The sequence below is a fragment of the Marinifilum fragile genome (assembly GCF_963677365.1).
In the GTDB taxonomy this organism is placed as follows: Bacteria; Bacteroidota; Bacteroidia; order Bacteroidales; family Marinifilaceae; genus Marinifilum; species Marinifilum fragile.
In genome coordinates, this window is record NZ_OY781962.1 from 1,692,681 (window position 1) to 1,710,470 (window position 17,790).

16 protein-coding genes are annotated in these 17,790 nt (G+C 37.3%); 7 read left to right on the forward strand and 9 right to left on the reverse strand.

The features are described from left to right. Positions 1–7 precede the first annotated feature (7 nt). The 9 genes from ACKPCA_RS06625 to ACKPCA_RS06665 all read right to left on the reverse strand — a co-directional run bounded on the left by ACKPCA_RS06625 (position 8) and on the right by ACKPCA_RS06665 (position 9,725). The gene (locus tag ACKPCA_RS06625; protein ID WP_321282052.1) at positions 8–802 is read right to left on the reverse strand and encodes a (Fe-S)-binding protein; all 795 of its coding nucleotides are present in this window, start codon (positions 800–802) and stop codon (positions 8–10) included. A 64-nt stretch (positions 803–866) separates the two neighbouring features. After that, positions 867–2,129, reverse strand: a complete 1,263-nt coding sequence (locus ACKPCA_RS06630; protein ID WP_321282053.1) for a 4Fe-4S dicluster domain-containing protein — start codon at positions 2,127–2,129, stop codon at positions 867–869. Between the two features lie 22 nt (positions 2,130–2,151). After that, positions 2,152–3,120, reverse strand: coding sequence for an electron transfer flavoprotein subunit alpha/FixB family protein (locus tag ACKPCA_RS06635; protein ID WP_321282054.1), 969 nt, complete (start codon positions 3,118–3,120; stop codon positions 2,152–2,154). Positions 3,121–3,215: 95 nt separating this feature from the next. After that, complete coding sequence (locus ACKPCA_RS06640) at positions 3,216–3,965, reverse strand: electron transfer flavoprotein subunit beta/FixA family protein (RefSeq protein ID WP_321282055.1); 750 nt, start codon at positions 3,963–3,965, stop codon at positions 3,216–3,218. A 71-nt stretch (positions 3,966–4,036) separates the two neighbouring features. Continuing rightward, positions 4,037–5,176 (reverse strand): acyl-CoA dehydrogenase, encoded by a 1,140-nt coding sequence (locus tag ACKPCA_RS06645; protein WP_054722682.1) that lies wholly within the window; start codon positions 5,174–5,176, stop codon positions 4,037–4,039. 99 nt (positions 5,177–5,275) lie between these two features. Then, positions 5,276–6,520: a thiolase C-terminal domain-containing protein gene (locus ACKPCA_RS06650; RefSeq protein WP_321282056.1), complete on the reverse strand. Its 1,245-nt coding sequence runs from the start codon at positions 6,518–6,520 to the stop codon at positions 5,276–5,278. 20 nt (positions 6,521–6,540) lie between these two features. Beyond that, positions 6,541–7,869 carry a 3-hydroxyacyl-CoA dehydrogenase family protein gene (locus ACKPCA_RS06655; protein ID WP_321282058.1) on the reverse strand — a complete coding sequence of 443 codons (1,329 nt, stop codon included), beginning with the start codon at positions 7,867–7,869 and terminating at the stop codon, positions 6,541–6,543. 133 nt (positions 7,870–8,002) lie between these two features. After that, the gene (locus ACKPCA_RS06660) at positions 8,003–8,776 is read right to left on the reverse strand and encodes an enoyl-CoA hydratase/isomerase family protein (RefSeq protein ID WP_321282059.1); all 774 of its coding nucleotides are present in this window, start codon (positions 8,774–8,776) and stop codon (positions 8,003–8,005) included. 241 nt (positions 8,777–9,017) lie between these two features. Next, positions 9,018–9,725: a YebC/PmpR family DNA-binding transcriptional regulator gene (locus ACKPCA_RS06665; protein ID WP_321282060.1), complete on the reverse strand. Its 708-nt coding sequence runs from the start codon at positions 9,723–9,725 to the stop codon at positions 9,018–9,020. 189 nt (positions 9,726–9,914) lie between these two features. On the opposite strand from ACKPCA_RS06665, the gene ACKPCA_RS06670 reads away from it, so the two are divergent. The 7 genes from ACKPCA_RS06670 (at position 9,915) to ACKPCA_RS06700 (ending at position 17,695) form a co-directional block, all read left to right on the forward strand. Then, complete coding sequence (locus tag ACKPCA_RS06670; protein ID WP_321282061.1) at positions 9,915–11,957, forward strand: hypothetical protein; 2,043 nt, start codon at positions 9,915–9,917, stop codon at positions 11,955–11,957. Between the two features lie 1,314 nt (positions 11,958–13,271). Next, positions 13,272–13,841, forward strand: coding sequence for a lipocalin/fatty-acid binding family protein (locus ACKPCA_RS06675; protein WP_321282062.1), 570 nt, complete (start codon positions 13,272–13,274; stop codon positions 13,839–13,841). 340 nt (positions 13,842–14,181) lie between these two features. Then, positions 14,182–15,081, forward strand: coding sequence for a cytochrome c oxidase subunit II (locus tag ACKPCA_RS06680; protein WP_321282063.1), 900 nt, complete (start codon positions 14,182–14,184; stop codon positions 15,079–15,081). Positions 15,082–15,230: 149 nt separating this feature from the next. Beyond that, complete coding sequence (locus tag ACKPCA_RS06685; protein ID WP_321282064.1) at positions 15,231–16,268, forward strand: TIR domain-containing protein; 1,038 nt, start codon at positions 15,231–15,233, stop codon at positions 16,266–16,268. A gap of 129 nt (positions 16,269–16,397) precedes the next feature. Beyond that, positions 16,398–16,538, forward strand: coding sequence for a hypothetical protein (locus ACKPCA_RS06690; RefSeq protein WP_321282065.1), 141 nt, complete (start codon positions 16,398–16,400; stop codon positions 16,536–16,538). 29 nt (positions 16,539–16,567) lie between these two features. Further along, on the forward strand, positions 16,568–17,083 hold the full coding sequence (locus ACKPCA_RS06695; RefSeq protein WP_321282067.1) for a hypothetical protein: 516 nt from the start codon (positions 16,568–16,570) through the stop codon (positions 17,081–17,083). Positions 17,084–17,182: 99 nt separating this feature from the next. Further along, on the forward strand, positions 17,183–17,695 hold the full coding sequence (locus ACKPCA_RS06700; protein ID WP_321282068.1) for a hypothetical protein: 513 nt from the start codon (positions 17,183–17,185) through the stop codon (positions 17,693–17,695). Positions 17,696–17,790: the final 95 nt, after the last annotated feature.

Genomic DNA, 17,790 nt, shown 5'->3' on the forward strand with positions numbered 1-17,790 from the left:
TTAATTTCTATAATTCGAGTGCCTTCTCTATAATTTCAGCAACATCTAAATTCTGAAGTTCAGATTCCTTATTCTTTAGTTTGATTCCATCGGTAAGCATTGTCATACAAAACGGACAGGCCGATGCCACCTTATCAACTTTTCTTTCAATAATTTCCTCAGTTCGTTCTATGTTTACTTCCTTATCTCCTTTTTCCGCCTCTTTAAACATTTGCGCTCCACCAGCGCCACAACACAAGCCAAAACTTTTGGATCTCTTCAATTCTTTCACGTCACCAAAAACGGCCTTGACCACATTTCTAGGAGCATCGTAAATCTTATTTCCTCTTCCCAAATAGCAAGGATCATGATAAGTAATGGATTCTCCCTTAAATGGATTATTTTCCAATTTCAACTTTCCAGCTTGAATCATTTCATCCAAAAACACAGTATAATTGATCACATTGTAATTCCCTCCTAATTCAGGATACTCATTCTTGAGCGTGTTGTAACAATGCGGACAAGTACAAATGATTTTATCCACTTCGTACCCGTTTAAAACCTCAATATTTTGCATGGCTTGCATCTGAAAAAGCATTTCATTGCCTGCACGTTTAGCAGCATCTCCGGTACAACTTTCTTCCTTCCCCAAAACAGCATAGCTCACCTCAAGGTGATTTAAAATTTTGGCAAATGCCCGTGCCACTTTTTGATATCTATCATCAAAAGCACCTGCACATCCAACCCAATATAGATATTCCGGCTTTTCTCCATTAGCCGCCAAGTCGGACATTACTGGTACATGTAGTTTTTTATCTGTCATTCTATTTATATTTTATGGTAGAGACGCAAGGCCTTGCGTCTCTACAGTAATATCATTGAATATTCTATCCTTCTGTCCATTTCAGGCGATCTTCAGGAGAAAATTGCCACGGTGCACCATTGTTTTCAATATTCGTAAACATTGCATTCAATTCTGCAGGCGCTGCTGCTTCTTCCATCACCAGATATCTTCTCATATCCATAATCAAATTCGGATGACTGATATCAATTGGACATTCCTGAGCACATGCATTACAAGTTGTACATGCCCATAGTTCTTCCTCTGTAATGTAATCCCTTAACAACGATTTACCATCATCCTCTCCTTTTATCGCTATCGGACCTTTTTCATCCATTCGTTTACGCAAATCCACAAATATTTTTCTAGGCGATAAAAGTTTACCCGTAATATTGGCCGGACAAACATCCGTACACCTACCACATTGCGTGCAAGCCAAGGAATCCATGTAATTTTTCCAGCTTACATCCTCAACATCCTTAACACCAAACCTAGCTACTTCTTCACTTTCATCATAAGCCGCTTCAGGATCTAGCATTAACTTAACTTCTTTGGTAATGCTTTCCAGATTAGGATATTTGGTAAGTGGTTCAAGATTGGCAAGAAATACATTCGGAACCGAAAGGAATACATGAAAATGCTTAGAGTAAGGAAGATAGTTTGCAAACGCAAAAATCAGTAGAATATGTATCCACCAGCCAGGCTCCTGTAACCAACCCAAATCCATATTAACCAGGTTTACAATTACTGCTGATACCGGATAAACTCCTTCGTATCCATTAGGATGATTGCTAATGTATCCTACATTAAATGCTAACAACGATAGCATCAGAAATCCAATAAAGGTAAGTGCAATTTGAGCATCCCAATAGGATTTGGATGACATCTCAACTCCTGTAAATCGCTTAATGCGGAAAATACTTCTTCTTAAGCTGAATGCTTTTATAAAGATGATAATCAGCAATGCAAATATATCTCCAGAAGCCATCACAAAATCGTAAAACCAGCCAGTAAATGAAAATGATCGCTCCAAGCCAAACACCCCATCAATCACAATTTCAATACTTCCAAGGGTGATAACCAAAAAGCCCCAAAATACCAATGCGTGCATTAAACCAATCACAGGTTTTCTGAAAATTTTGGTTTGCCCAAAAGCCACATCCAAAGTATGAGAAATTCTGGCACCAATGTTTTTAATCGGATACGAAGGCTTTGTGAGTTTAAAAAAAGCCCATAATCGTTTCACCGACCAGGCAAAAACACCCAAGGTTATTGCCAATGAAATAATGAAGAGGATCTGTTTTGTCATTGTTTTGTAGAGTTAGTCTTTATTATGATTTTGAATTCCTAAAAGCCTCCGTTAATCTTGGTAATACATCCATCACATCTCCAACAATACCATAATCGGCCACACTAAATATCGGTGCCTCAGGGTCTGTATTAATCGCCACAATACACTTGCTTCGGCTAATACCTGCAACATGTTGAATTGCACCAGAAATACCTGCTGCGATATATAGATTCGGAGCAATTACCTTACCTGTTTGTCCAACATGCTCTTCATGTCCACGCCATCCTTCATCAGAAACTGGGCGAGAACAAGCAGTTGCAGCCCCCAATACTTCAGCCAGTTCTTCCACTGGAGCCCAATTTTCAGGGCTTCGCATACCCCTACCTGCCGAAACAACAATATCAGCATCAGAAAGAATCACTTTATCTTTTTGTTCTTCCTCTTGAATAATCTTTACTTTAAACAAGTTTGTATCAATATCTACTGCAAACTCTTCAATGGCTACATCACAAGGATTTGCCACCAAACCAAAACAGTTTTTAGCAATAGTGAGTATCTTTTTATCAGACTTGATTTGTATATGCCCAAATGCTTTCCCAGAGAAAACACTTTTCTTCACCACAAATGGATCTAAAGAAAGCGGCAATTCTTGAACTGCAGCCACATGACCTGCTTTTAATTTAACCGAAACTCTCGGAGCAATTGCTTTTCCACTGTTGTTGTCAGACAACACAATTACCTCAGCTCCTACTGAATTAGCTGCCTTTGCAACAATATCAGCGTAAGCTCTACTGGTTAATGTATTTAATTGCGGATTACTGACAGTGAGAACTTTGTCTGCACCATAATTCCCTAATAATTTCAATTCTTCTTCGGCAACCTCTCCAATAGAAAGAACCACCATATTTGTATTTAGCTGATTAGCTAAAGCTTTTGTATATGAGACCAATTCAAAGGTGGAATTCTTAAATTTCCCATTCCAATTCTTGGCAAATGCAATTACAGACATAGGCTAAGTTTTAAATGTTATTACTTAGTTTTAGATTTGAGAAAGAGACGCTAACTTTACTACACTTCATTCTCATACATATTTCTTTATTTCAATTAAAGCACTTTTGCTTCATTCTTTAGCAGTTCAACTAGTTGTTCTGCCGATTCTGAATCAATCATTTTACATGCTCCTTTTGCCGGTGGCAATTCAAACTTTATCGATTCAGTTAACACTTCCAGTTCTACAGCTGGTTTGACCTCCAGAGGTTTCTTACGCGCCATCATAATGCCACGCATAGATGGAATTCTTGGTTCTTTTGCAATCCCTTTCTGCACAACTGCTACAAATGGAGTTTCAGTTTTTAATACTTGCTTTCCACCAGGAATTGCCCTGTTTACCTGAATGTCATCATCATCCAAATTCACTGAAGTAACGGATGAAATCCCCGGATAATCCATAAACTCAGCGATCATGGCACCAACAGAAGAACCATTGTAATCACTCGATTCAATACCACTAAATATGATATCAAAAGGGTTCTCTTTTAGATATTCCGCAATCTGGCCCGCTACATGATAAGCATCTGCCGGACATGCATCAATTCTTACTGCTTTATCGGCCCCAATAGCCAAAGCTTTTCTTAGCGTTGCGTCGGCACTTGCTCCACCAACATGGATAACACAAATTTCATTTACTGAATTTCCAGTATCTTCCTTTAGTTCCATGGCGCGGGTTAAGGCCAACTCATCCCAAGGGTTAATGATCCACTGTACACCAGTGTCATCAAACAAGCTGTCTCCTTCTTTAAATTTAACTTTGGTGGTCGTATCTGGAACATTACTTATACATACTAATATTTTCATAAGCGACTTTTTTTATATGAGACAAGAGAAGCGAAATACAAGATTCCTTTCTCTTTTATTCTTTCAAATTTTTAATCAACCAATCCTCTCGAAATTACAATCTTTTGAATTTCTGAAGTCCCTTCATAGATCTGCGTTAACTTGGCATCTCTCATTAATCTTTCAACATGATATTCCTTTACATAGCCATAGCCACCATGAATCTGAACTGCTTCTGTAGTGACTTTCATTGCTGTTTCTGCAGCATATAATTTAGCCATCGCACTCGCTTGCCCATAAGGTTTTCCCTGATCTTTTAACCATGCAGCTTTTAAACAGAAAAAACGAGCAGCTTCAATCTCCGTAGCCATATCTGCTAATTTGAAGGCAATTGCTTGATGTTTTATTATTTCTTTTCCGAATGTTTTTCTTTCCTGAGCATATTTCAATGCCAACTCATACGCTCCCGAAGCAATTCCCAATGCCTGAGATGCGATCCCAATTCTTCCTCCTTCAAGTGATTTCATTGCGAACTTGAATCCAAATCCTTCTTCTCCCAGTAAATTCTCCTTTGGCACTTTTACATTGTTGAACATTACCGAATGAGTGTCGGATGCACGCATTCCCATTTTATTTTCATGTGGTCCAACCGATATTCCTTCCGAATCAGCTTCCACAATTAAAGCATTAATTCCCCTGTGCTTTAATTCAGGATGTGTTTGAGCGATTACAATATATGTAGAGGCAGATTTTCCACTTGTAATCCAATTTTTTGTTCCATTTACCAAATAATGATCACCCATATCAACAGCAGTTGTTCGCTGAGATGTAGCATCCGATCCTGCTTCCGGTTCTGATAAAAGAAAAGCACCAATCTTCTCTCCTCGAGCCATTGGTTTTAAATATTTCTGCTTCTGCTCCTCAGTTCCATACTTTTCAACCCCCCAACAAACCAATGAATTGTTCACCGACATGATTACTGAAACCGAAGAATCGATTTTAGAAATTTCTTCCATTGCCAAAACGTAAGAAATGGTATCCATTCCTCCTCCATCATAATCAAGTCCCACAAGCATACCCAGAAAACCAAGTTCTCCTAGCTTTTTTACTTGCTCAGTTGGATAAATTGCTTTTTCATCGCGTTCAATTACTCCTGGTAACAATTCTCTTTGAGCAAAATCGCGAGCCGCATCTCGAATCATCAATTGTTCTTCGGTGAATTCAAAATTCATAATGTTTGTTTTTAGGTGTGATAAAATGAGCCAATAGCTTTTAGCATATCGCTATTAGCTCATTTAATTATTTCTATTTCATTCTAATCAATTTAATTCCTACTCTCCTCTCTTGTATACAATTACAACAAGAGATTTATCATCTCCTCCCATATTTACGGTCATCCCGTAAGGTCTGTCTTCTTTCATTTCAATTTGAGCATCACCAGCTTTGCCAGTTAATTGTTCCCAAATGGTAACCGCCTGATGCACACCTGTAGCTCCTGTTGGATGCCCCCAACCAATAAGGCCACCTGTTGTATTAAATGGCACCTTACCACAACGTGATGTATGTCCTTCCAATACAAAATCTACACCTTTGCCTTCTTCTGCAAAACCAATGGCTTCGGCCCCCATGATACCAGCAATCGAGAAACAATCATGTACTTCAACAGTTCCTATCTGATCCACCGTAATACCAGCCATTTCCATTGCTTTGGCTGCAGCAACTTTCATGGTAGACAAACATGTCATATTCTCAGGTTCCTGGGTGATATCAGCAGCAGCTTGCCCTATACCAACAACTTCAACTGCATCCTTTGGATCAATTCCTACTTTCTTCAAACCTTCTTCTGATACAATTGCAATGGCAGATGCACCATCAGAAACTTTGGAACAGTCAGAATAATTCAAATGATCCACAAACTTTTTAGGATTCAAAGGCATTTTAGCTGTTCCTTCCAAATCTTTGTTTTGATTATGGAATTCCTGAGCAGTTTCGCACAAACGTGCATTTTCAATGGCATTGCAATACCACTTTGCCATAGCTTCTCTGGTCTTTTCTTTTCCAAACTTTTCGTAATAAGCTCCTGCTCTCTTACTAAATACGCCTGGGAAGAAATAAGCATGACCATCTTTTCTGGTTTTCATCCAGCCAGCACCTGCCAACACATCGGCACCATACATGGCTTTCATGGTATTCTGAACCTCAAAACCAACAGCCAAAACAACATCAGCAGTTTCGGCTAAGATCGACTTGATTCCACTAGCCAAAGCCAAGCCTCCCGAAGCACAAGCACCTTCAACACTAATGGCTGGTTTGTACTTCAAACCTTCATCAATCATTGGTAAAAATGCTGGTAAATTGGCCTGCTTGTTAAAACGAGATGCCATGAAGTTTCCAATCACTCCTTCATCTACATTTTCAGCACCGCCAATCATTTTCAGTGTAGCTTGTCCAGCTTCCTTGATATAATGTTCCAGATCCGGACGTGGCTTTTTCGGGTGAAACTCTTTTCGGCCGGTTCCCATTGAAACGGTATTGTAACCAGCTACCATATATACTTTTTTGCGTAAAGCTTTCATTGTTGTGTTTGTTAGTTCTTTTAGAAATAATCGTTAATGGGCCCATAAGCATGGAAAAATCCTGTTTCCAATACTGTATTTACATCCTCCGCTGAAGCAGCTACCTCTGTATCAACAAGCATTTGACCAATTGCTTTAGAGTTCTGACCATATGCTACTGCAAGGTTTGCGCCTACACTATCAATCTGATGAAGTTCTTTGAAGAATTTCTCCAAATACTCAGCCTTATTCTTATCTCTCACAACTGTTTTCCAGTAGATTTTCAATGTTGGCAACTCTCCCATTTTTGCTGCACAATCCATTTCAATATCTTCTTTAGAAACATATTTACCAGCACCAAAATCATATACGTGTGTGATTCTGCCTTTCTGATATTTGAAAACACCATCCTTCTGTGATCCGTCGGCATACTGTCCACCTTTTACTTCTCTATCAAACAACTCGTTTAATACATCATGCGATAGGGTTTCATTTGGGAAAGAAGGCTGCATGCTGGCCAAAATAAATTTGGTAACATCCACTCCCACGTAGTCGATCAATTGGAAGATACCCATTGGTCGAACCAATAAATCTCTACTAATGGTATCGATCATGAAGAAAGCTTTTGCCCATCCTTCAGTTTCTGCCAATTTCTCAGCTTGGTTTAGAGCATACAAAGCATCACGCATAAAATGACCATTACCAATAAAACCTGCAACATCTCTCGATGGAACAATGATTTTGCGCATCGATTTTGCCAATTCTATCGAGAATTCATTCAGTTCATCTCCCGTATTATCACACTTGATGATTTCCAATAATTTCTGAATTACAGGAGGATTATAGAAATGATATCCAACGATATCTCCATTCAGGCCAGCTTCTTTTTCAATTTCTCCAATCGGAATGGAAGAGGTATTGGTAAGGAACCATGCATCAGGATTATTTTGCTTGATTTGAGAGAACAATTTAACCTTCAAATCTTTATCTTCCTTAATTGCCTCAAAAATTAGATTTGATTCGTAAGTGGTTTCAATTCTGGTAGATGTTTGAATCATAGCCATCACATCTTCAACAAATTGATTGATCACATCCTCATTGTCAACAAGGTTTTCCTTGTCAGCATACCAGTCACGAAGTTCAACAATATTCTTTTCTGCATGTTTCAGCAACTGCGATCTAACATAGCCTAATAAATTCACTAAAGCAGGCTGCGATACATCAATCGCATTCAACACAAATTGTTCGTTTGATTTTTTGCCAATTTTCAACTTGGCCATTTCGAATGAAAGTAATACCAGAATTCCGCTACCCATTTTCCCAGCAGCTCCCAATACACTCACATTTTTCATTTTAGGGACTAAATCCATACGTTTATTGTTTTATTTAATTTTCTTAATCAGTTCATGGTGTAATTCACCCAATTGAGTCAACTTAAAAAACCCATCATCACTACCTACAAATCTCCTTTACAGAGATAAGCTTCCCCACTAAAATTGAATGTTACCAATTAGGCTGACGCTTCTCCAGAAAGGCATTAACCCCTTCTTCACGTTCTTTCTGATCTTCCTTGAATAACCTGCCAAACTCCTTCGATTCCATTTTACCAGCATCTTTGCTGCACATTTCCAATCCATTGCGAACCATCTCTTTTACAAGGCGCAATGCATTCGGACTTTTATCCGCAATCTTTTCAGCAAGTTTTATGGTATCTTCCAGAACCTGATCTGGTTCTGATAGTTTCTGAACAACTCCCAGGTTGTAAGCTTCCTGAGCAGTTATTCCTTCTCCGAGCATCATTAAATACATGGCATTACCAGCTCCTACCAATCTTGGCAAACGTTGCGTTCCATTGAATCCAGGAATCAATCCCAAGTTGACCTCAGGCAAACCCAAGCGAGCTTTTTCACTGGCAACTCTAATATCGCAGGCTAATGCCAATTCCAACCCTCCCCCAAGGGCAAATCCATTGATGGCTGCAATAACCGGAATTTCCAGATTCGCAATCAAATCGAATACTCGTTTGCCTGTTTCAGAAAAATCGTAGGCATTTTGTGGAGAGTATTCCTGCATGGCTTTGATATCAGCTCCGGCAATAAAGGCTTTGCCTTCTCCGGTAATGATCAGTACTCGAATGTTATTCACATCCTCGCCTTCCAAAAAGCAAGTTAATTCCTTAAAAACCTCTTCGTTTAGGGCATTTAAGGCTTTAGGACGATCAAGAGTTAGAATCCCTATTCTATCTCTCTTTTCAAATTTTAAATAATTGTACATCATTAGGTGTGAGTAAGACTTTTTATCTACATATCTAACTAAATATAGCAAAAACTCTTAACACTCAAAAGGCAATTTATCACGCATTAATACAATCGGCCTACACCCCCTAGATTTACAGGCTTTTAGAATTGCAAAAAAAGTTAAAAAAAGATCTGCAATTCTGAATTGGAAATGGGAAATAAAAAAACCCGATTCAAGTTTGAACCGGGTTAACTATAATAAGATTAAAATCTTTTTCTAATTATGCCATGTTGTGATATACGTTTTGCACATCATCGTTATCTTCCAATTTCTCCAATAACTTTTCAACATCAGCAACTTGTTCTTCTGATAATTCCTTAGTATCCATTGGGATTCTTTCAAAACCAGATGAAATTACAGTCATATCATTTTCTTCAAGGTAAGCTTGAATCTTTCCGAAATCAGCAAAACCACCATAAAGCATAATACCATCTTCTTCAGCAAATACCTCATCAACACCAAGATCAATCATCTCCAACTCTAGTTCTTCAACATCATGACCTGTATTTTCAATTTTGAAATGACATTTGTGCTCAAACATAAATTCAACGCTACCTGCAGTACCTAAACTACCTTTGCATTTGTTAAAATATGAACGAACATCAGCTACAGTTCTGGTATGATTATCGGTTGCTGTTTCAACAAGAATAGCGATACCGTGTGGTGCGTATCCTTCGTAAACAATCTCTTTAAAATCCTTTTGCTCCTTTGAAGAGGCTTTTTTAATGGCACGCTCAACATTTTCCTTAGGCATGTTGGCTGCCTTAGCATTTTGAATAACCGCACGCAAACGAGCATTTGTTGTCGGATCAGGGCCACCTTCTTTTACTGCAATAACAATATCCTTCCCAATTCGGGTAAAGGCTTTGGCCATCTTATCCCAACGCTTCATTTTTCGCGCTTTTCTAAATTCGAATGCTCTTCCCATAATTTATGTATAAAATTTTTCCGCAAAAATAACACATGTAATTCAATCTGAGAAACGAATCAGGAATTTTTATTGCTCAATTTGTTTAGCGGCACACAAAGTTTAAACTGAGATTGCTCATTGTTTGCGGAGATGCGATTTCTTATATTAGCCCTGTTAATTCAATTATCAGATAACAAACCTAATCAGATGAAGAAAATTTTTATTCTTTGTGCTGCATTTTTAACTTTAGTATCCACTACTAATCAAGTTATTGCAGAAAAGAAGGCAGAAACCTCTAACATTACTGCCGAAACAATCAAATCGACCATTGAGGAGTTAAGCACCAATTGTTTGGATAAAGCTTTACTTGAGAAAGGCGTAAAACACGCTGCTAGTCTTTGGCGCATGAGCGACGGAACAGAAGCCGATTTCAAAAACTTCTGTAAGAAAAGCTATATCGCCGACAAGGCTGAAAAGGAAATGGTGTTCCAGAAAATTTCAAGAAACCTTGAGATCATTACAGGACACTTCAACAAGATTACTCTAGATTTATTGGAGCCTGTTCACTTGAACACCTTCGAGCAGCACCCTATCGACAATGCTTTTGGTGCCTATAGTGTAGGTTCGCACTGGATGAACGATTTCTACAACAACAAAATTGCTTTTACCATTGCTTTGAACTTCCCTTCATTCAGCCTGGCTGAGAAAGAAGCCAATGCAAAGAACTGGACTCGCCAGGAATGGGCATACGCTCGTTTGGGTGATTACTTTACAGCAAGAGTTCCTTCGGAATTGTTGCAAGCTGCCGGAACAGCTGCTGCAGGTTCTGATGTGTACATTGCAGATTACAACATTTATGTAGGCCACCTTACCGATAAGAAAGGAAACCGTTTCTTCCCGGAAGATAAGGTATTGCTTTCTCACTGGAACCTTCGTGATGAGATCAAAGCGAACTATGCCAATAAAAAAGATGGTTTAAGCAAGCAAAAGATGATTTACCAGGTGATGAAGAGAATCATCTCTCAGGAAATCCCTGAAAAGGTAATTAACTCGGGTGATTTCGAATGGGATCCATACACAAACGTAGTTTACAAGGCTGGCAAAGCTGTTGATGCTACTCCGGAACCAAACGAGAGATATCAACAAATCCTGAATAACTTCCACGCAAACAAAGCCATTGATCCTTACTATCCAGATCAGAATACATTCATCAAGAGACAGTACGACGGAGCAAAAGAGATCTCTGCGGAAGCAACTGAAAAGATTTTCTCTGCATTCTTAAGCTCTGAAGAGACCAAAAAAGTGGGTAAACTGATTCAAAAGAGATTGGGTCGTAAGTTACAGCCATTTGATATTTGGTACGATGGTTTCAAGGCTCGTAGCGGAATGGATGAGTCGAAATTAGATGCTCAAACCAGAGGTTTGTATCCTGATGCTGCTGCTTTGGAAGCTGATTTGGCGAACCTGTTGGTAAAATTGGGTTACGACAAGGAAAGAGCTCAGTGGTTGGCAGACAGAATTGCTGTTGATCCTGCAAGAGGTTCAGGTCACGCCTGGGGTGGCGCTGCAAAAGGTCAAAAAGCTCACTTGCGTACCAGAATTGGTGCAAAAGGTATGGATTACAAGGGTTACAACATCGCGATCCACGAGTTTGGGCACAATGTTGAGCAAACCATCTCACTATATGATGTGGACAACTTTGTATTGAATGGTGTTCCTAACACAGCATTTACTGAGGCTTTGGCATTTATCTTCCAAAAGCGCGACATGCTACTTTTGGACGTTAAAGATGATACCCCACAAAAAGAAGCCTTAAAGAAATTGGATCTTTTCTGGAGTGCTTACGAAATTATGGGTGTTTCGTTGGTAGACATTCGCATGTGGAGATGGCTGTATGAAAATCCTAACGCTACAGCTGCTGAATTGCGCGATGCTACCATGGATATCGCGAAAGCAGTTTGGAACGAGTTCTACGCTCCTGTTTACGGTGTGAAAGATCAACCAATTTTGGCTGTATACTCGCACATGTTGAACAGTCCGTTGTACCTATCGAACTATGCATTTGGTAATGTAATTGAGTTCCAGTTGGAACAACAATTAAAAGGAAGAAGTTTCCCTGCTGAGGTTGATCGCATCTTTAAGCAAGGTCGTTTGACTCCTAACCAATGGATGGTTGAGGCTACTGGTAATGATTTATCGGCTGAACCTCTATTGAATGCGGCTAAAGAAGCTTTGGAAGAATTAAAGTAAGATATTAGTGATGGCTTTTGCCATTGACACAATAGAATTGAAGGCCATCTCGAAAGGGATGGCCTTTTACTTTTGGTACCTTTTATTTTTCCAATTCTAAGTAAAGATAGCATTCATGCTGTCTCTTCCACCAGCTATAATAATGGTAAATCCAAGGCAATGCCTTGGGTCTGTGCAGACTTTATGTTTTTGTCTTTAAGCCAGACGGGCTTTCTCTCTATCTTTTCTATTCATTCATAATTTTCACGGGCATTCATGAGCTCGCACAGCTCGGTTCCTTAGATGAGAAAAGAAACAAAAGAATCAAGCCAATCGGATACTGCTCGCCTTTCCATAGTAACGGTCTACCCCGAATCGCGTCCGATCGGCAGCTCCCGATCAAAATGCACTATTGAGTTGATTTGGGAGTTTTCCCTTTTCAGAGGAGAATCCCGACAGGCAAAGGGGTATAACAATTTTTGCCTGAAGGGCAAAGATCATTCAGCCCAGGGCAAGGGAATGATAATGACCGCCGCCCTGGGTTATTGATGCAGTTTATTATCGTCGCAAGTGTAGAGTAGTTTGGTCTAGGTCGTTTTATGCGACGAATATGGATTGTTTGTATTGTCTTCAAGTCAGACAGGCTTTTTCTTTATCTTTTCTATTCATTCATAATTTTCACGGGCATTCATGAGCTCGCACAGCTCGGTTCCTTAGATGAGAAAAGAAACAAAAGAATCAAGCCAATCGGATACTGCTCGCCTTTCCATAGTAACGGTCTGCCCCGAATCGCGTCCGATTGGCGGCTCCCGCTCGATGTGCATTACACAGTTACTGCATTAAATAAGCGGTGCTTTAAATAAATTAACCAAACATACCCCTATTCTTTTGCACTACTTCCTCACCTCAAGGAGAGGATTGGGGTGAGGTGATTTAAACAGGTAGTTTCTTTAGGTGGGTATTTATTTAGAATTAAAATAAACAAAGTATTATTTCTCTGACTTTCAAAACTGTAATTCATTAACATATTAGCTTCTCTTTTTGTTTGTATTTATGTTACACTAAAAACACCATAGGCATAGTACAGAAATAGCGAAGGAATAGCGAAGAAGTAGCACAGCTGTAAATGCACCATCTAGGAGGGTGTTATTGTTAAGTGGGATTGCTCGTTGTGTTGATAAATTATCATTTGGAATTTTGCTGGTGTTATAATCAGCCTGTTGACATTTTATGATTTCATTGAGACCTTTATCATGTATATGAACATGTTAGTCATGATTATTTGAGCGCTGATACCAACATATAGAGATTGATTATATCCAAAATATAGGAAATATGGCTATTGTAAAAAGAAATTTAATCACAACGGGCTTGAGTGGAAAATTAGGAAAAAACCTTGTGTTTAGACAACGTAAAGGAAAAACCATTTTATCTGTAGCAGCCCATTATTCAGGGAAAAGAACCGTTGCGCAAGAGCAACAAAAAAACCGATTTAAAAAGGCTAGTCTATATGCAAACACTCAAAAGCATGATTCTGAATTGATGGAAGAATACAATAGAGTAGCTAAGGAAAAAGGCATCTACAGCGGCTATAACCTGGCAGTATCGGATTATTTCCACCCTCCTACAATTGAAAAAATAGACACCAGTAATTATCATGGTGAAATTGGGGATATCATTGAAATTATTGCATTTGATGATTTTAAAGTGAAGCGTGTTGAGCTTGAAATTTATAGCAGTGATGGAAGCTTGTTTGAAAAAGGACATGCCAATGAATATGCTCAAAATGGTAAATGGCATTATGCTGCCAGTGTAGCCAACTCGGAATACAAGGGAAATAAAATAGTTGTAAAGGCTTTTGATTATCCGGGAAATGAAAGGGTTAAGGAAGTTATTCTGGATTAATTCTGCTTACGAAATTAAAGCTCATACAAACAGGAATTGCAATTTACCAAGATCGATTTTTAAAATGCTATAATTAATACTTCCCTCATGTATCATAAGCAAATTGACTTATTCTTATAATTATACTATAAATTAGATTATGCATTCCTTTGATTAAATATTATTGTTTTGTAAATTACCAATCGATTTTATAAAAGGTGCACAATACACCCCATATAGGTCAGTATTGTACATCTTTTTAGATTGATATAAGAAAAACATACGCACTAGTTCACATATCAACTAGTTAGACACAATTTTAAAATTATAACATATTCAATACAAAAGAATGATTAAAACAATGAATTTACATTTTATACTGCTAATTGTAGCAATTGTAATTTTTACTCTTGTTTTCTATATGCTATGGAAGTATGGAAGAATTAGCAGACAAGATGTACTTGCATTAACAGCTGTGATAATTTCACTAGCTATAGGTCTATTTACATTTTTGTCCAGAAGTTTACCCATAGAAATAGAGGTATATCAGACTAGTACCACTCTTTTTAGCTTACCAGAAGAAAATAAGAAAAACTTATTGTCAGAGTGCCTTTATTATGACTTAATGAATAACATTACTGAGCAGGGAAGGAATATAAATAAACAATTAATTCAAGCTGGAATAGATGTACAGGCCTTAACGAAAGGTCAGTTTTTCGAAAGAACCAAAGGAGCTTCATTCACCTATGATACTAGTGTTGATGTAGTAAAGAAATTCTTTGGAGTAGATCCTTGTACTATTCCTTTAGTATTTAGTATCTCATTTATAAATAAGACTCCTAATCCTGTTGTACTTGATGAGCTTTTCTTTGTAGTAAAAAATGAAACTGATAGATTTATATATAAACCTATGTTTTTTGTTGATAGTAAGAAATTATTCACAAATGATCTAAAGAAAACTCAAGATGTATTTTCAAAGCCATTCCATCCATTTCTACTTACAGAAAATTCAGACAAAGAATTACATCTGTTTTGTATTAAATGGAATTTAAAAGATGAAAATGATAATCCTTATAACCATCAAATAAAATCTGGGGAATACAGTATTGAATTAAATTACCACACTACTTCTAATAAGAAATACTCAAAAAAATTACCAGCAATAAAAATTAGTGAGCAAGACTTACTGAATTTATACACCGGTACTAAAATTTCTATCGGACATGAAAGTGAATTTTATGAAGAAATATTAAAACAATAAAAGGGCCTAACAAAAACTAAACTTCAAGGACAGTAACACTCAACTAGATAATGTAACAAAAACAATAAACGCAAGTTTGATAAGACGGCAGTTGTAAATCGCCCTCAAATTATAACAAAACAGTTAGTGTGCATAAAAACCCATACCATATGAAAACCATCTACCATAAACCTAAAATTTTTATAGCTTCGACAAGTGAAGCAATTGAGTATACTAAAGCATTAGTATGTTTACTTGAGCATGAAGACTTAGATATTACACCATGGTCTCTTTATTTCGAAAATGGATTTGAATCTACTATTAATCAATTATTAAACATTGACGAATATGATTTTGGTATTGTAATATTTACTCCAGATGATGAAACTAAATCTAGAGATAGGAACTATGACACTCCTAGGGATAATGTAGTATTTGAATTAGGTCTCCTATTAGGCACTCTAGGTAAAGAAAGGGTTTTTCCTATAATACCTAGAAATTCAAAATTAAAACTTCCTTCTGATTTGTTAGGTACAAATCCATTTTTGTTTTATTACTCTGATAAAGATAAATCATTTGACGACCGCATGAAGGCAATGAAAGAGGCATCATATAGGATTAGCAGTCGAATTAGCCAATTAGGGTCTAGAAATAAACTAGTCTTGCATGACAAGATATTATTTAATTCAGAAGAAAATAAACTTTGTTTTAAAATTGCTTTTACAGGACCTGATAGTGTTCTAAACCTAAATATTGCAGCACATTTATTAAGAATAAAAAAAGAACCTGATGGGAAGAATTCTCAAAATTGGGAAAAGCTTAAATTAACAACTAGACTAGCTCCTGAAGTTAGGTGTTCTTGGCAGTTTGCTCATAAATTCAATTACGAATCCTCTATTGTAAGAGATGGTAAAGAGGAGAGTGTAATAATTAAATCACCGCTTTTAAAACTTCATGAGAATAAAGAAAAATTAACCATTGAAGATTTATGGAAATTAGATAAATGTAAGATTAGAATAGATTTAAATGGCTATTTATCATCTACAATGAAACCAATATTTGCTAGTAAAGAATATTGGCTCTCGGATGTGGAAATAGGAACGTTTAAACGATTTTATGAAATTGATAAAACGGGTAATATAGATAAGAAGTCGATTGATTGGCAGAGTTTTAAAGAAATAATTACGTACACTAAGAATGGCTCATAAAGCATTGGTGCCCCCCGCTGGTGCGCGATTCTATCGCGTTCCTTTTTAGCAAAACCACACGAGAGAACTCGTGCGGTAGCATGAGAAATACCAAAAATTAAATAGAATAATCATTTAAAATCTAACAGTATGACTACAATTGAAGCAATCAAACCAGGTCCTAAACCAAAAACAGAAGAAGGTAAAGATGACAGAAGAAGACGTGTAAATCCAGAAACAAAACCTAAACATCCGACATTAAAACCACACAAACACAAAAAAGGAGATTAATAATTTACTAACCCATAACTACACACTTTATGAAAACAAAATTCTTATTGATCTTCGCATTTCTTTTATTATCCATTACGAGCATTACAAATGCACAAAATTGCAAGTATACCCACGAAAAAGTAGATGAATTTTCTGGGAAAGTGGAAAGAAGAATTGTGCAGAAGCATAACTTCTATTTCACCTTTGCTTTTTACAGGTTGGGCGATGATTATAGGCTGGAATCCTATGTAAACATTCCTGGCGATCAGGCCTTTTTAATTCCTGAAGGGAGCAAATTGAATTTGAAATTGGGAGATAAGTCTATCATGGAACTCACTTCCATTAAAAATGCAACTCCTCAGTCCTTTGTATCAGGAACTCAAATCTATTCAGGTTTTGCAATGACCTATCCAATTACCAAAGAACAATTGAAGAAAATTGAAGAAGTGGGCATTAAATTTATCAGAACTTGCTTGAAAGATGAATCCTATTACGATATGGATTTAAAAAAGAAAAAGATTGAAAAGACCAAAACTTATGCTGGCTGTATTCTAAAAGATTAAACTTTCCAAATTATAGCTTAAAAAAACAATGCCAGAAAGCGCGAGCTTGTAGCTCGCGCTTTGTATTGCATCACATTTAAAAACAAAGTATTAAGTAACATGAGAAAACTAAGTAAGGATTTAACTCTTCATAAGTTGATTTTATTGATGGTAGGGCTTTTTTTCATCACCTCTTGTGGTCCTACAGAATACCAAAAGATACCGCTAGAAAATCTTGATCCAAAATTGAAAAAGACAGCAAGTTTGATGGTTAAGGACATTCTAACTTCATTCAATCATAAAGATGGTGCAAGATTCTTGCTCGACAAAAACTACACAACCCCAATGGTGCATGGCCGAATAATGCATAACCTAGAAATGTATAATGAGAGCTATAAAATGATATCGATGACAATTGGGAAAGTTTCAAAGTACAGTCTATTTCAAGCGGTAGACAAAAATTTAATCAAAACAATGAGGTATAAGCTTGTTACCGATTCCGATGATTTCGAGTTTATAGAACTAAAATTGGATGTCAATATTGAATACGGACTTGCTGATTATTACTTGTATGTTACCAGCAAGGATGGAATATTGAAAAGAGAAAATGTATTGCCTAGAGCAGTGAAATAACCCAAATAGCGCGAGCTTATAGCTCTTGCTTTGCGAATGCAAAATATCATTTACAAAACATATCATCTGAAGTAGAAATCCTTCAATTACTGCCA

What these genes read in the sequence shown, in the direction of transcription:
- ACKPCA_RS06635 (WP_321282054.1), bottom strand. Translation starts at nt 3,120, where the DNA reads ATGTCTGTAATTGCATTTGCCAAGAATTGGAATGGGAAATTTAAGAAT.
- ACKPCA_RS06700 (WP_321282068.1), top strand. Translation starts at nt 17,183, where the DNA reads ATGAGAAAACTAAGTAAGGATTTAACTCTTCATAAGTTGATTTTATTG.
- ACKPCA_RS06655 (WP_321282058.1), bottom strand. Translation starts at nt 7,869, where the DNA reads ATGGATTTAGTCCCTAAAATGAAAAATGTGAGTGTATTGGGAGCTGCT.
- ACKPCA_RS06660 (WP_321282059.1), bottom strand. Translation starts at nt 8,776, where the DNA reads ATGATGTACAATTATTTAAAATTTGAAAAGAGAGATAGAATAGGGATT.
- ACKPCA_RS06690 (WP_321282065.1), top strand. Translation starts at nt 16,398, where the DNA reads ATGACTACAATTGAAGCAATCAAACCAGGTCCTAAACCAAAAACAGAA.
- ACKPCA_RS06630 (WP_321282053.1), bottom strand. Translation starts at nt 2,129, where the DNA reads ATGACAAAACAGATCCTCTTCATTATTTCATTGGCAATAACCTTGGGT.
- ACKPCA_RS06680 (WP_321282063.1), top strand. Translation starts at nt 14,182, where the DNA reads ATGAATTTACATTTTATACTGCTAATTGTAGCAATTGTAATTTTTACT.
- ACKPCA_RS06625 (WP_321282052.1), bottom strand. Translation starts at nt 802, where the DNA reads ATGACAGATAAAAAACTACATGTACCAGTAATGTCCGACTTGGCGGCT.
- ACKPCA_RS06640 (WP_321282055.1), bottom strand. Translation starts at nt 3,965, where the DNA reads ATGAAAATATTAGTATGTATAAGTAATGTTCCAGATACGACCACCAAA.
- ACKPCA_RS06650 (WP_321282056.1), bottom strand. Translation starts at nt 6,520, where the DNA reads ATGAAAGCTTTACGCAAAAAAGTATATATGGTAGCTGGTTACAATACC.
- ACKPCA_RS06695 (WP_321282067.1), top strand. Translation starts at nt 16,568, where the DNA reads ATGAAAACAAAATTCTTATTGATCTTCGCATTTCTTTTATTATCCATT.
- ACKPCA_RS06685 (WP_321282064.1), top strand. Translation starts at nt 15,231, where the DNA reads ATGAAAACCATCTACCATAAACCTAAAATTTTTATAGCTTCGACAAGT.
- ACKPCA_RS06665 (WP_321282060.1), bottom strand. Translation starts at nt 9,725, where the DNA reads ATGGGAAGAGCATTCGAATTTAGAAAAGCGCGAAAAATGAAGCGTTGG.
- ACKPCA_RS06675 (WP_321282062.1), top strand. Translation starts at nt 13,272, where the DNA reads ATGGCTATTGTAAAAAGAAATTTAATCACAACGGGCTTGAGTGGAAAA.
- ACKPCA_RS06670 (WP_321282061.1), top strand. Translation starts at nt 9,915, where the DNA reads ATGAAGAAAATTTTTATTCTTTGTGCTGCATTTTTAACTTTAGTATCC.
- ACKPCA_RS06645 (WP_054722682.1), bottom strand. Translation starts at nt 5,176, where the DNA reads ATGAATTTTGAATTCACCGAAGAACAATTGATGATTCGAGATGCGGCT.